This is a genomic window from Streptomyces sp. NPDC001544 (genome assembly GCF_042894285.1).
GTDB lineage: Bacteria > Actinomycetota > Actinomycetes > Streptomycetales > Streptomycetaceae > Streptomyces.
On sequence record NZ_JBIAVN010000003.1, the window covers coordinates 80084 to 93391 of the forward strand.

14 protein-coding genes and 1 pseudogene are annotated in these 13308 nt (G+C 68.3%); 7 read left to right on the forward strand and 8 right to left on the reverse strand.

Annotation, left to right across the window (positions count from 1 at the left end; genetic code table 11):
• Nucleotides 1-221 precede the first annotated feature (221 nt).
• Nucleotides 222-1901 (forward strand): glycosyl hydrolase family 28-related protein, encoded by a 1680-nt coding sequence (locus ACFY0F_RS10255; protein WP_388791523.1) that lies wholly within the window; start codon nucleotides 222-224, stop codon nucleotides 1899-1901.
• Here ACFY0F_RS10255 and ACFY0F_RS10260 read toward each other — a convergent pair.
• A complete protein-coding gene (locus ACFY0F_RS10260; protein WP_388791525.1) occupies nucleotides 1880-2677 on the reverse strand; it encodes an AraC family transcriptional regulator in 798 nt (265 codons plus the stop codon). The two genes, ACFY0F_RS10255 and ACFY0F_RS10260, sit on opposite strands and share 22 nt — an antisense overlap.
• 49 nt (nucleotides 2678-2726) lie before the next feature.
• Here ACFY0F_RS10260 and ACFY0F_RS10265 point away from each other — a divergent pair, with 49 nt between their 5' ends.
• Complete coding sequence (locus ACFY0F_RS10265) at nucleotides 2727-3182, forward strand: DUF2000 family protein (RefSeq protein ID WP_388791527.1); 456 nt, start codon at nucleotides 2727-2729, stop codon at nucleotides 3180-3182.
• Between the two features lie 20 nt (nucleotides 3183-3202).
• On the opposite strand, the gene ACFY0F_RS10270 is transcribed toward ACFY0F_RS10265, so the two are convergent.
• Nucleotides 3203-4465 (reverse strand): MDR family MFS transporter, encoded by a 1263-nt coding sequence (locus tag ACFY0F_RS10270; protein WP_388791529.1) that lies wholly within the window; start codon nucleotides 4463-4465, stop codon nucleotides 3203-3205.
• 176 nt (nucleotides 4466-4641) lie between these two features.
• Between ACFY0F_RS10270 and ACFY0F_RS10275 the strand changes: the two genes are divergently transcribed.
• From ACFY0F_RS10275 to istB, 4 genes and pseudogenes are all read left to right on the forward strand, one after another.
• On the forward strand, nucleotides 4642-5403 hold the full coding sequence (locus ACFY0F_RS10275) for a phosphoglyceromutase (RefSeq protein WP_388791531.1): 762 nt from the start codon (nucleotides 4642-4644) through the stop codon (nucleotides 5401-5403).
• Between the two features lie 218 nt (nucleotides 5404-5621).
• Nucleotides 5622-6269 carry a hypothetical protein gene (locus ACFY0F_RS10280; RefSeq protein ID WP_388791533.1) on the forward strand — a complete coding sequence of 216 codons (648 nt, stop codon included), beginning with the start codon at nucleotides 5622-5624 and terminating at the stop codon, nucleotides 6267-6269.
• Between the two features lie 166 nt (nucleotides 6270-6435).
• Nucleotides 6436-7689, forward strand: a pseudogene (gene istA / locus ACFY0F_RS10285) (IS21 family transposase).
• An 87-nt stretch (nucleotides 7690-7776) separates the two neighbouring features.
• Nucleotides 7777-8508 (forward strand): IS21-like element helper ATPase IstB, encoded by a 732-nt coding sequence (gene istB, locus ACFY0F_RS10290; protein ID WP_388791535.1) that lies wholly within the window; start codon nucleotides 7777-7779, stop codon nucleotides 8506-8508.
• A 4-nt stretch (nucleotides 8509-8512) separates the two neighbouring features.
• On the opposite strand, the gene ACFY0F_RS10295 is transcribed toward istB, so the two are convergent.
• The 3 genes from ACFY0F_RS10295 to ACFY0F_RS10305 form a co-directional block, all read right to left on the reverse strand.
• On the reverse strand, nucleotides 8513-8950 hold the full coding sequence (locus ACFY0F_RS10295) for a hypothetical protein (protein WP_388791537.1): 438 nt from the start codon (nucleotides 8948-8950) through the stop codon (nucleotides 8513-8515).
• 455 nt (nucleotides 8951-9405) lie between these two features.
• Nucleotides 9406-9594, reverse strand: a complete 189-nt coding sequence (locus ACFY0F_RS10300) for a hypothetical protein (protein WP_388791538.1) — start codon at nucleotides 9592-9594, stop codon at nucleotides 9406-9408.
• A gap of 130 nt (nucleotides 9595-9724) precedes the next feature.
• On the reverse strand, nucleotides 9725-9934 hold the full coding sequence (locus ACFY0F_RS10305; protein WP_388791540.1) for a hypothetical protein: 210 nt from the start codon (nucleotides 9932-9934) through the stop codon (nucleotides 9725-9727).
• Nucleotides 9935-10079: 145 nt separating this feature from the next.
• On the opposite strand from ACFY0F_RS10305, the gene ACFY0F_RS10310 reads away from it, so the two are divergent.
• A complete protein-coding gene (locus tag ACFY0F_RS10310; protein ID WP_388791542.1) occupies nucleotides 10080-10571 on the forward strand; it encodes a GNAT family N-acetyltransferase in 492 nt (163 codons plus the stop codon).
• A gap of 92 nt (nucleotides 10572-10663) precedes the next feature.
• Here the strand turns inward: ACFY0F_RS10310 and ACFY0F_RS10315 are convergent, their stop codons facing one another.
• The 3 genes from ACFY0F_RS10315 to ACFY0F_RS10325 all read right to left on the reverse strand — a co-directional run bounded on the left by ACFY0F_RS10315 (nucleotide 10664) and on the right by ACFY0F_RS10325 (nucleotide 13128).
• Entirely contained in the window at nucleotides 10664-11056 is a 393-nt protein-coding gene (locus tag ACFY0F_RS10315) for a hypothetical protein (protein WP_388791544.1), read from the reverse strand.
• 90 nt (nucleotides 11057-11146) lie between these two features.
• Complete coding sequence (locus tag ACFY0F_RS10320; protein WP_388791546.1) at nucleotides 11147-11647, reverse strand: hypothetical protein; 501 nt, start codon at nucleotides 11645-11647, stop codon at nucleotides 11147-11149.
• 221 nt (nucleotides 11648-11868) lie between these two features.
• Nucleotides 11869-13128: a UDP-glucose dehydrogenase family protein gene (locus tag ACFY0F_RS10325; RefSeq protein WP_388792391.1), complete on the reverse strand. Its 1260-nt coding sequence runs from the start codon at nucleotides 13126-13128 to the stop codon at nucleotides 11869-11871.
• Nucleotides 13129-13308 lie beyond the last annotated feature (180 nt).

Sequence of the window (13308 nt, forward strand, 5' to 3'; positions counted from 1 at the left end):
ATCGCGAGGAGTCTGAGGTTCCTGTGCTTTCTGGGTGTCATCCATGGCGGGGACGCTAGCGGGCACGAATCGCCGGACGGAGGCCTTCCGCTGATTTGCCGACCCGAAGTTCAAGTAGGTGAACTCAAGGTCGGCAGGTTGATGCGTGCAGGACCACTTCCCTGGAGACGATGACGATGGCATGCTCGCGGCCGACGCAATCATGAACGACGTTCATATGGATGAATGTGAAGGGGTGGCTGGACATGAACCACGGGCACGTCAGCAGACGCACACTCCTCGCCGGTGCCACCGCCGTGGCCCTCACCGCGACGACCGGCACGGCGGCAGCCACGACGAGGGAAGTCCCCACCCTGTGGAAGGAGTTCACCCGCACCCCCTTCACCCACCCCCAGATCCCCTACATCGGCCGCGCCGGCTACCGCGCCGGAGCGGCGTGCTTCCCCCGCCACCGCGTCGTCGCCGACGTCACCCGCTTCGGCGCCGTACCCGACGGCACCACCGACTGCGCCCCCTCGATCAACCGTGCCATCGCTGCCGCCGGAAGGGCCGGCGGTGGCACGGTCACCATCCCGCCCGGCACCTTCCGCATCGACGGCCTGATCCACATCGGCTACGACAACGTCGTGCTGCGCGGTGCCGGAAGCTCACGCACCACGCTGTACGCCACCAAGAACCTCACCGAACTGATCGGCGTCTACGGCTCCCGCTACGGCGGCACCAAGTCGTCCTGGTCATGGGCGGGCGGCCTCATCTGGCTCGCCCCGAAAGCCCGCTGGGACTCCCTGGTCACCGCCATCAAGGCGCAGGCCTGGCCCTTCGAGGGCTGGACCGGGAACAAGCGGGACGAGTGGACGACCCTCACCCCCGTCCGGCCCGCCCGCCAGGGCGACTGGACGGTCACCGTCGCCGACGCCTCCCGGCTGTACCCCGGCCGCCTGGTCCTGCTGCGCATCGCCGACGACACCTCCCACACCCTGCTGCAGCACATGGCGGGCGGCGGTCCGGGCCCCGCCGCCTACTACTGGGACGACAAGACCAAGCTGCTGTCCTACGTCCCCTACGAGTGGCCCGTCCGCATCACCCACGTCCACGGCAACCGGGTCACCCTGGAACGCCCGCTCCCGGTGGACCTGCGACCCGAGTGGAACCCGCAGTTCACCACGCACGTGAAGGAGCTGACCGGCGCGGGAGTCGAGGGCCTCACCCTGGAGGTGATGGAGACCCCGCAGGCCCCGCACCTCCTCGACAAGGGCTACAACGGCGTCGTCCTCCAGTGCACGTACGACTGCTGGGTGGACGACGTCACCGTGCGCAACGTCGACAACGGCTTCGGACTGGTCGCCGCCTCCTCCTGCACCCTGCGCCGCACCCGGGTCGGCGGCCGGGGCGAACACCACCCGTACTTCTGCCGCGAGGGCTCCCACGACAACCTCATCGAGGACTTCACCCTCGAACAGCGCACGGTCCCCGCCCGCCCGGACACCCAGCTCCACGGCATCAACGTCGAGGGCCTGTCCTCCTACAACGTCTGGTCGCACGGCGACATGCGGATGGGCACCTTCGACTCCCACCGCGGCCTGCCCTTCGCCAACGTCCGTACCGACATCACCGTCGACAACAACGGCCGCCACGGCGGCGACGCCAACGCCGGACCCCTGTTCGGCGCCCGCTTCACCCACTGGAACATCCGCGTCACCAACCACCGCGCCGGCCTGATGAAGATCGACGGCCTCGCCCCCTACAGCGCCACCGTCGGCGTCGACGAGTGCACCGAGTTCGACCAGATCGACGTACCCGACTTCACCGGCGACCTGCACAGCCGCCTGGAGCTGTACCCCACGACCGACACCGTCCGCCCCCGCAACCTGTACGAGGCTCAGCGCGCCCTGCGCCGGTAGCGCCCCGGCGTCACGCCCACCAGCTTCCTGAAATGCCGGGTGAGGTGTGCCTGGTCGTAGAACCCGGCCACCGCCGCCACCTCACCCGGCGGCAGCCCGTCCAGCAGCAGCCGGCGGGCCCGCTCGACCCGGCGGGACATCAGGTACTGGTGCGGCGCGATGCCGTACGCCCCGCTGAACGCCCGCACCAGATGCGCGGGGTGGGCGTGCAACAGCCCCGCCGCCTGCTCCAGCGAGACCCCCTCGACGACCCGGGCGTCGAGCAACTCCCGCAGCTCACGGGCGAGTCCCGGCCACCGGACGGCCCGCGGCACCTCGCTCCCGCGCCGCAGATGGTCGTGCAGCCGCTCCCCGACGAGGGTCAGCCTGCTCTCCGCCTCCAACTCGTCACCGGGCCGCGCGAGGGCGGAGTGCAACTGCCCTACCCGCAGCCGCAGTACCGGATCCCTGAGATCGGGCCCGTCCACGGCGGCCCCGATCAGTTCCTCGCCCAGCCGGCTGCTGTCCAGGTACACCACCCGCTTGCGGAAGCCGCCGGGAGTCGCCGGGGAGCCGTTGTGCGGCACGTGCGGCGGGAGCAGGGTGACCGTGTCGTGCGGGGTGCCGTGCTCGTGCCGCTCCAGGTCGTACCGTACGGCCCCGTCGTCGACGATGAGCAGCGTCCACGCGTCGTGGACGTGCATCGGGTAGGCGTACTCGGTGAAACGGGCGTGGAAGACCTCGGTGACACCCGGGACACGGGGCCGCCACGCGCTGACTTCCTGCCGGGCGGTCATGCAAAGAACGTACAAGACGGCCCCGGACGACGGTCGGCAGTCTCATCCCATGAGCACCGAACCCATGGGCACCGAACCCATCAGCACCGAACCCGTCCGCTTCGACACCAAGATCGCCGTACTGCTGCGCGAGGACCTGGAAACCTGGCAGCGTCTCAACGTCACCTCCTTCCTGGTCAGCGGCCTGGGCACGACGGTCCCCGAGGTGGTCGGGGAGCCGTACGAGGACGCCGACGGGGTGCCGTACCTGCCGATGTTCCGCCAGCCGGTGCTGGTCTTCGAGGCCACGAAGGAAACGCTGACCGCGGCGCACGGACGGGCACTGTCCCGGGCCCTGCCCCGAGCCCTGTTCACCTCGGACCTCTTCACCACCGGCAACGACCGCGACAACCGCGCGGCCGTACGGCGGGTGGGGACGGGCGCCCTGGACCTGGTGGGGCTGGCGGTGTACGGGCCGAGGAACGCGGTGGACAAGGTGGTGAAGGGAGCGCGGCTGCATCCGTGAGGGCCGGGGCGAAGGGGCACTCAGGCGGCGCGCACCTCGGGCTCGGCGCCCGCCGCGGCCGGGTCGGTCTGCCGCTCGGTGTGCTCCGGAAGGCGCCGCATGAGCAGCCCGTACCCGAGCGCCGCGACCGTCCCGACCACCGCGCACATCCCCCACAGCCATGCGGCGCCGAACCGGTCGATGACGAAACCGGACATCAGCGGGGCGACCAGCGCGGCCACCGACCAGGACAGGGTGTACATGCCCTGGTAGCGGCCACGCCCGTGCACGGGCGAGAGCCGCACCACCAGCCCCGTCTGCACGGGCGCGTTGACGATCTCGGCCAGCGTCCAGACGCAGACGGTGAGGACGTAGACACCGACCGACCCGGCGAAGGCGGTGAGCCCGAAGCCGTACCCGGCGAGGAGTGAGGAGACGACGAGGAGGGTGCGCGGGTCCCGGTGCTCGATGAACCGCGTGACGGGGATCTGCAGCGCGACGATCAGCACACCGTTGACGGCGATCGCCATGCCGTAGTCCGAGGGCGAGAACCCGGCCGACCCCATCGCCACCGGCAGGCCGACCGCGCCCTGCTGGAAGACCAGCGCGACGAGGAAGGACAGCCCCACGACGGCCATGTACCGCCCGTCGCGCAGCACGGTCCCGAGGCTTGTGCCGGCCCTGCTCTCCTTGGCGGCGGGCGCGGGCCGCGACTCGGGCAGCCGGGCGAAGACGACGATCGCGCATACCAGGGTCATCCCCGCCTCGATGAGGAAGCCCGCCCGGTAGCTGACCTCGGCGATGAAACCGGCGGCCATGGAGGAGACGGCGAACCCCAGGTTGATCGCCCAGTAGTTGAGCGAGAAGGCCCGGACGCGGTCCTCCGGCCGGACGATGTCGGCCATCATGGCCTGCACGGCGGGCCGGGACGCGTTGGACGCCATGCCGACGAAGAAGGCGACGCCGGCGATGGCGACGGGATCGCTCACGAAGCCCAGCAGCGCCACGGACCCGGCCGTGGACACCTGGGCGACGAGCATCGTCGGCCGCCGCCCGAACCGGTCGGCCATCACTCCCGCGCCGATCGAGGAGACGACCCCGCCGAGCCCGTGCAGAGAGGCGACCAGACCGGCGTACGACGCGGAGTACCCCCGGTCGATGGTCAGGTACAACGCCATGAACGTCGCCACGAACGCCCCGAGCCGGTTGACCAGGGTGCTGGTCCACAGCCACCAGAACTCTCGGGGGAGACCGGAGACGGTCTCGCGGGCGGCGCGTCTGAGGCCGGCGGTGGCAACGGGCATGGCTCGGATCCCCCAGATGTAAGCAGCTCAGTACGTGAACACAACTTACAAGCGGGTGGAACGCGGGAGCCACCCATTAACGGACGCCGTCGGCTGCCCACCTGGTCGTCCGCCCGGCTGTCCGCCTTCCGGGCGGGCCACGCATGCGCCCGAATGCGTGGATTACGCTCTGGGACATGGCCGACGCACCGTACAAGCTGATCCTCCTCCGCCACGGCGAGAGCGAGTGGAACGCGAAGAACCTGTTCACCGGCTGGGTGGACGTCAACCTCAACGAGAAGGGCGAGAAGGAGGCAGTCCGCGGTGGCGAGCTCCTGAAGGACGCCGACCTTCTCCCCGACGTGGTCCACACCTCCCTTCAGAAGCGCGCGATCCGCACCGCGCAGCTGGCCCTGGAGGCCGCCGACCGCCACTGGATCCCCGTCCACCGTTCCTGGCGCCTGAACGAGCGCCACTACGGCGCCCTGCAGGGCAAGGACAAGGCGCAGACCCTCGCCGAGTTCGGCGAGGAGCAGTTCATGCTGTGGCGCCGCTCCTACGACACCCCGCCGCCGCCGCTCGAGGACGGCACGGAGTTCTCCCAGTCGGACGACCCCCGCTACGCGACGATCCCCCCGGAGCTCCGCCCGAAGACGGAGTGCCTGAAGGACGTCGTCATCCGCATGCTCCCTTACTGGTACGACGGCATCGTCCCCGACCTCCTGGCCGGCCGCACGGTCCTGATCGCCGCCCACGGCAACAGCCTCCGCGCCCTGGTCAAGCACCTCGACGGCATCTCCGACGCCGACATCGCGGGCCTGAACATCCCGACGGGCATCCCCCTGTACTACGAGCTCACCCCCGACTTCAAGCCGGTCACCCCCGGCGGCAAGTACCTCGACCCGGAGGCGGCCGCGGCAGCCATCGAGGCGGTCAAGAACCAGGGCAAGAAGAAGTAAGCGGCACGGATAAGCCCCCTACCTGAGGTTTCTTCTCTGGTAGGGGGCTTCGCATTGTCCGTGGGCCCTCTCTTGGAAAGTGCCGGTCAAGTGACCCAAGGAGCCCCGGTACCCGGATGCAAGTCTGTTCGGCGCATCGTAGGGTGGTGGTAGGAACCATGCCGACCGGCAGACGAAAATAGTTCATCCGTGATTCCACTATCGTGTCGGAAGTCACTATGCCTGGACGCGCATTCTCCCTTGCCGCGGTAATTGCTCTGACCTTCGCGGCCGGCTTCTCCTTGTCTCAAGCTGCTACGCCGGCATCCATGTCGGAGAGTTCCTTTGCCTCGACAGCAGAGGGAGTGGACCCGGCCGTGCTCCATCCGATGTCGGAGCAGGCCTTCGATGCCGCCTGCAAAGAGCAGGGCTATGCCCGGGGCGTGACTTCCATCGGGAGCGATGCGTACTCCATACGTTGCGTCAACGAAGACGGCAGCCTGCAGACTTTCCGGCCGCGTGAAGAGATCCATAACTTTGTGGCACAGGCTTGTCAAGACACCTATCCCGACATACGGGTGACTGATCGGCTGGCCACCATGGCTGGCACCTACACGGCTTGGCAATGTGCGGATTACGGTTCGTATGCCGGGGTTCCGGACCTCAAAGGGTGGTGTGAGTCCAAGGGGCTTGAACTCGTCACGAGTTCCAACTATCGATACCCGGCCTACAGGTGGTTCTGTGCGAACTCGTCCAGGACGAGAGTCGATGGAATCCCCATGGACGAAGTCTGCCAATGGCAATTCGGTGAGTCCGCGCTCGACCGTGTCTTCAACGTGTACGGGAAGGCTGTCGAGGACGCGTGGGACTGTTTCTACACTGACTGAGGTCTCAGACCTGTTGGCCAGAGGCTCCTGCCCGCGGGCTCTCCGCAGGCAGGGGGTTCAGTGCTGCCCTTGAGCCGTCACCGGACTCTGGTCATCCCTGTCGGCGATTCCTGAAAACTGACCCCCGAGCAGTCCGCGAATCTTGACCCCTCCTGACTCTTGGAGGGTGCTGAAGGTGGAGGACTGGGCAGAGATACGCCGGCTTCATAGGGCGGAGGGGATGCCCATCAAGGAGATCGCTCGGCGGCTGGGGGTGGCCCGGAACACGGTGCGGGCCGCAATTGAACTCGGATCGGCCGCCGAAGTACGAACGCGAGCCCCGGGGCCAGGTCGCGGACGCCTACGAGTCCCAGATGCGGGCCTTGCTGCAGGAATGGCTACGGATGCCCGCCCCCGTGATCGCCGACCGGATCGGCTGGCCGTACTCGCTGCCGCCGCTGCGCAAGCGGCTCGCGCTGATCCGGCCTGAGTACGTGGGCATCGACCCGGTCGATCGCGTCACTTACGAACCCGGGCAGGTCGCCCAGTGCGACTTGTGGTTCCCGGAGACGAAGGTGCAGGTCGGGGCCGGTCAGCAGCGGGTCCTGCCGGTGTTGGTCATGACGCTCGGGTTCTCCCGCTTCATGACCGCGGTGATGATCCCGTCCCGGCAGGCCGGCGACATTCTGTCGGGCATGTGGTCCCTGATCCACGGCATCGGCCGCGTCACGAAGACGCTGGTCTGGGACCGGGAGGCCGCGATCGGCGGGACTGGGAAGGTCACCGCCCCGGCGGCGGCCTTCGCCGGCACCCTGGCCACGCAGATCAAGCTCGCCCCGCCACGGGATCCCGAGTTCAAAGGCCTGGTCGAGCGCAACAACCAGTACCTGGAGACCTCGTTCCTGCCCGGGCGCCAGTTCACCTCACCAGCGGACTTCAACCAGCAGCTGGTCGACTGGCTCGTTCGCGCGAACGCGCGGACTGTCCGGGCGATCCAGGGCCGCCCGGTCGACCTGCTGGAGACCGACCACCTGGCGATGGTCCCCTGCCGCCCGTGGTCCCGCCGATCGGGCTGAGCCATCGGATCCGACTGGGACGGGACTACTACGTCCGCGTCGACACGGTCGATTACTCGGTCGACCCGCAGGTCATCGGCCGGTTCGTCGACGTCACCGCCTCACCGGCGACCGTGACCGTGTTCTGCGAGGGGAGGGTCGTCGCCCACCACAGCAGGTCCTGGGCCAAGCAGCAGGTCGTCACCGACCCGGTCCACGCGGCCACCGCCGCCAAGATGCGCGAGGCCCTCGCGCTGGACCGCAAACGACGCCAGGCGGCCACCCGTCACCACAGCGACGGACATGCCGTCGCCCTGCGGGCCCTGCCCGACTACGACGCGCTCTTCGGCGTCGACTTCAACCCGCCCAACACGAAAGCGAAGTGATACGTGACCACAACAACCAAGCCCAAGCCGGCCTCGGCGGGCTCACCGAAGGACGGCTTGCCGGCCATGCTCGCCTAGCTGACCCGGGTGCTGAAGATGCCCACCATCAGCGCCTTCTGGGAGGAGCTGGCCGATCGGGCCCGCGACCAGAACTGGTCCCACGAGGAGTATCTGGCTGCGTTGCTGCAGCGGCAGGTCGCCGACCGGGAGAGCAAGGGCACCACGATGCGGATCCGCACCGCCCACTTCCCGCAGGTCAAGACGCTGGAGGACTTCAACCTCGACCACCTGCCCTCGCTCCGTCGTGACGTCCTCGCGCACCTGGCGACGGGGACGTTCGTCGCGAAGGCGGAGAACGTGATCCTGCTCGGGCCACCCGGGATCGGGAAGACACACCTGGCCATCGGGCTCGGGGTCAAGGCCGCCCACGCGGGCTACTCGGTCCTGTTCGACACCGCCAGCAACTGGATCTCCCGCCTCGCCGAGACCCACCACTCCGGCCGGCTGGAGGCGGAGCTGAAGAAGATCCGCCGCTACAAATTGATCATTATCGACGAGGTGGGCTACATCCCGTTCGACCAGGACGCCGCGAACCTGTTCTTCCAGCTCATCGCCTCGCGCTACGAGCAGGGCTCCGTGATGGTCACCTCGAACCTGCCCTTCGGACGCTGGGGAGAGACCTTCTCGGACGACGTCGTCGCGGCCGCGATGATCGACCGCCTGGTCCACCACGCCGAGGTCCTCATGCTCACCGGCGACTCCTACCGGACCCGGGCCCGACGCGAGCTGCTGGCCAAAGACCGGGCCGGACGGGAGTAAGCCGTCACAGAGTCCACCAGCAATAAAGACGCAGGTCCGCGGCGCGAGCCCGCCTGGCCAGGCCGACCAGGGCCTCCAGGACCACCGCTGCCGTCGCCGCATCGAGTCCCACAACCCCACCGGCTGCAGACCAGGTCTCGGCCGCGGCCACAAGGTCATCCCCGGAGGCGGAGACCAGGACATCGCACAGCGTGTCCGACACGGTCAAGACGAACGGGCTGTCGACGTCCTCAGAGGACAACAGCTGTCCCACCCTCGGGCGCTGGCTTGCCTCCTCATAACTGCAGCCGGACATCACAGCCTCGACCTGGGCGATGGCATCGACCGGATCGATGTCCTTGAGGAAGATCACGTCCAGCCCTGCACGGACCGGTCCGCCAGCCTCGATCACCGCAACGGCGGACTCATCATCGGCGGCAGAGAAGTAGTCAGCGTCTGGCATGCCACGGATTCTGGCATCCGCCACTGACGATCAACGTCTCCGGACCTGGACCGGAGCCTCACACAACCGGGGGTCAATTTTCGGAGACTGCCAGAGGGTCACTTTTCGCGAAGCGTTGACACGCCGCACGAAGAGCTACGGATCGCAAGGTCGCGGCCACGCAGCCTCAAACGGGAGCGCCAAACAAGTGCACCCCAAGGAGCTAACGGTTCAACCCAGATCTGCACAGCCCCCCTGCAAGTGCTCCATAACCGGCGCTTGCGTATGGTCTCAGGCATGGCTCAGGACCGACCAGATATTCCAGCCGCTCTGAAGCGGGCCGTGCTTGTTGAGGCTGGCCACAGATGCGCCATCCCGACATGCCGGCAGACCCCCGTCGAACTAGCGCATATCACGCCCTGAGCAAAGGTCAAAAAACATACATTCGGTAATTTGATCGCGCTCTGCCCTACTTGTCACACGCGATACGACAGGGCGATATCGACTGATTGTCCATGAAGCGCCGCGAGCTTGTAAGCACGCACTTCGGCGGTCAGTCGGTCCATGACCGCTTGCTTCTCCAGAGCTGACCGCACCGGCAACCCAGCGACTGCACGCCGCTCGCGCGCCTTGCGCTTGGTTTCCTCCCAGCTCACGGTGCTCATTCATACTCCCTGGTTTCAAGATCGGTCAGATGCGTCCGGTACCGCTCCTCAGTCTGAGCATCCTGCCGGGTCGCCTGCTTCCTCGTTGAGCGACGTACGCAGGACCTGCGCGCCGCGCGGCCCTCCCCTGTCAGCTCACCAGCGTGCGCAACCCTCCTGCCAGGAGGAAGACGCCTACGATCCCGAAGCAGATCCGCATGCTGGTGAGGCTTCGCCAGGCTTTTCCGTACGGGGTGCGCACCGCGTCTGCCCAGTCCCAGACCCACACGTCGACACCGCGGTAACCGCACGCCACCGCCGTGCAGGCGCTGGTCGCGAGCAACAGGAGCAGACCGATCACTCCACGAATGATCAACGCCGTTCCCCTCCCTGATCCCTGAATCGGCGACCAGCGTCGCATCGCGGCATTGTCGCAGGTGGCGAGGGCGGGCACTGGGCGGTCCCCGATCCTGGCAGCCCTTGAACCAGGGGGCGAAGATGGTGGCGTGGACACGCAGAAGGTGACCTTACGGAAGATGACGCCGTCGGAGTACGCGGCGGCCACTGAGCATCGCGAGGCCGAGTCGGTCCGGGAGCTCAGCAAGCTCATGCCCGAGGGGTCGGCGCGAGAACGGGTTCGTCAGGGCACGGCCCGGTTTCTGCCGGACGGGCTCGACACGGCCGGTCATCATCTCGTGGTGGCGGAGGACGCATCGGGCGAGGTCGTGGGGAACGCGTGGATCGGTCCGGATCCCCGCCAGGCTTCGGGCACCGCTGGCTCGGCCTGGCTGTACGACATCCACGTATTCCCGGCGTTCCGGCGCCGCGGGTACGGATCCGCCCTCCTCTCCGCCGCTGAGGAGCTCGTTGCCCGTGAGGGGTGGACGTCCCTCGGCTTGAACGTCGCCGGGGACAATGAGGCAGCCATTGCCCTGTATCGCCGCAGTGGCTTCGACGTGTCCTCGATGTACCTGCGCAAGAGCGTGCAGCCGCGGTAACGAGAATGCGCGGCGCTCACGGCAGTCGCCGCTGTTCCAGCCCCTGCCCGCCGGCTCTCCGCAGGCAGGGGCTCGTCGTCGTCCGGGGCGTGTCAGGAGCGTCCGCCGCCGGCGGTGCGGTGGCCACGGCCGGGTCCGCCGGTGGATTCGCGGGTGTCGTCGCCCTGGGGGGTGGCGTGGTGGGTCAGGACCTTCATGATCTCCGAGGCCAGCACATCCGCCAGGGCGGGTGCGAGAGCGTCCGCGAGTGCGGTCGCGAGGGTCTGCGCGAACAGCATCCTTTCCAGTTCCGAGGAACCGGAGGGCGGTCGGGAAAGGGATGCCACGGCCGCTTCCATCAGGGCCCCTGCCAGTGGGTCCTTGGCATGCTTGAAATTGGTGCCGGTGTGCGGAATTCCGGACTCGTGCACCATTTCCTCGAAGACCTCGTCGATGAAGGCCTCCAGGGGATCCCGTTTCGATTCTCCACCGGACTCAGTTGCCATTGTGGTTCCTCAAGTCTTCGATTGCCGTACGGGGCCTGCCCTCCGATGTCGGCGATGGCGACAGTCGGAGGGCAGGAGGGCGCATTCCCTTTAGCGACGCATGAGTGCCGCGAGCAGGAGGGGGTGCTGGATCAGGGGTTCGTTGCGTTCCTGGCGGCGGTGCATGAGCGCGGCGAGGAGGAGCGGGTGCTGGATGATGGACTCTTCGCCCTGCTCCTCGCGGCGGTGCATGAGTGCGGCGAGCAGGAGGGGGTGCTGGATCAGGGGTTCGTTGCGTTCCTGGCGGCGGTGCATTAGCGCGGCGAGGAGGAGCGGGTGCTGGATGATGGACTCTTCGCCCTGCTCCTCGCGGCGGTGCATGAGGGCGGCGAGCAGGAGGGGGTGCTGGATCAGGGGTTCGTTGCGCTCCTCGCGGCGGTGCATTAGCGCGGCGAGGAGGAGCGGGTGCTCGATGACCGACTCCTCGCCGCGTTCCTCACGACGGGCCAGCAGGGTTGCCAGCAGGAGCGGGCCGAAAGCGGATTCCTCACCGAACTCTTCCTGGCCGGCCCCCGCCTTTTCCCGGGTGGGAGTCTCCGTCGTTGCCGTCATGGTTCCCTCTTTCTTCGACGCATGACTCGGCGGAGTGCTCGGCTCTCACAGGCTCCGCGCTCCGCCCTTCACCGTCATCGTCGGGGCGCGCCAAGCCGACCGCACTTCGATCATGACTTACTTGGATGCCGCATTGGCGGATTGCCGTAATCCGCGCACGTGTACGCAGGATTTCGGAATGCGCCGAACGAGGGAATGCGGCGGACCAAGCCCCGAGCCGGCTACGGCCGGCCCAGCGCCCGGTACTCCCAGCCCGCCGCGCGCCACTCGGCCGGGTCCAGGGCGTGCCGTCCGTCCACGATGCGCCGGTGGGCGACCACCGCGCCCATGGTTTCCGGGTCGATGAGCCGGAACTCGTTCCATTCGGTGAGCAGTACGACGACGTCGCTGCCCGCGGCGGCGGACAGGGCGTCGGTGCCGTAGGACAGCTCCGGGAAGCTGCGCCGGGCGTTGTCCGTCGCGGCCGGGTCGACGACGGTGACGTGGGCTCCCAGCCTGTGGAGCGTGCTGGCCACGTCGAGGGCGGGGGCGTCCCGGATGTCGTCGGAGTTGGGCTTGAACGCCGCCCCGAGGGCGGTCACCCGGATACCGCTCAGCTCACCGCCGGCCAGTTCGCGGACGAGGTCCACGGTCCGGGCGCGGCGGCGCCGGTTGATGGCGTCGACCTCGCGGAGGAAGGAGACGGCCTGGCCGACACCGAGTTCCTCGGCGCGGTGGGCGAACGCCCGGATGTCCTTGGGCAGACAGCCACCGCCGAAGCCCAGACCGGGCTGGAGGAAACGGCCGCCGATCCGGTCGTCGTAGGCCAGCGCCTCGGCGAGGCCGGTGACATCGGCGCCGGCCACCTCGCAGACCTCGGCCATCGCGTTGATGTACGAGATCTTCGTCGCGAGGAAGGAGTTGGCGGCCACCTTGACCAGTTCGGCGGTCGCCAGATCGGTGACGACGACCGGTGTTCCGCGCTCGATGACCGGGGCGAAGGCGGCACGCAGCCGCTCCTCGGCCCAGGGCGAGGAGACGCCGAAGACCAGCCGGTCGGGGCGCAGCGTGTCGTCCACGGCGCGGCTCTCGCGGAGGAACTCCGGGTTCCAGGCGACCTCCACCTGGTCCCCGGCCGGGGCGGTGCGCTGGATGAGTTCCGTGAGGCGGGCGGCCGTGCCGACGGGCACGGTGGACTTGCCGACCACGAGCGTGCGGCGGCGCATATGCCGGGCCAGTTCGGTGGCGGCGGCGTCCACGTACCGCAGGTCGGCCGCTTCCGATCCCTGCTGCTGGGGGGTGCCCACGCACAGGAAGTGGACGTCACCGAAGTCGGCGGCCTCCGCGAAGCTCGTCGTGAACCGCAGCCGTCCCGAGTCCAGCGCCTTGCCCAGCAGTTCGGGCAGCCCGGGCTCGAAGAAGGGGACGGTGCCCGAGTTGAGCCTGTCGACCTTGCTCTGGTCGATCTCCACCCCCAGGACATCGAAGCCGAGGACCGCCATGCAGATGGCGTGGGTGGCGCCGAGGTAGCCGGTGCCTATGACGGTGAGCCGGGGAACGGCCTTCTCGCCGTCGCGGGGCTGGGAGCCGGCGGTGTCCTCCGGGATGGTGGTGGCTGCCATGATCGTCTCCAGGAATGTGTTTTCGGGTGTGGCGGACCGCCGCAGCGGCCCGCCCTGCGG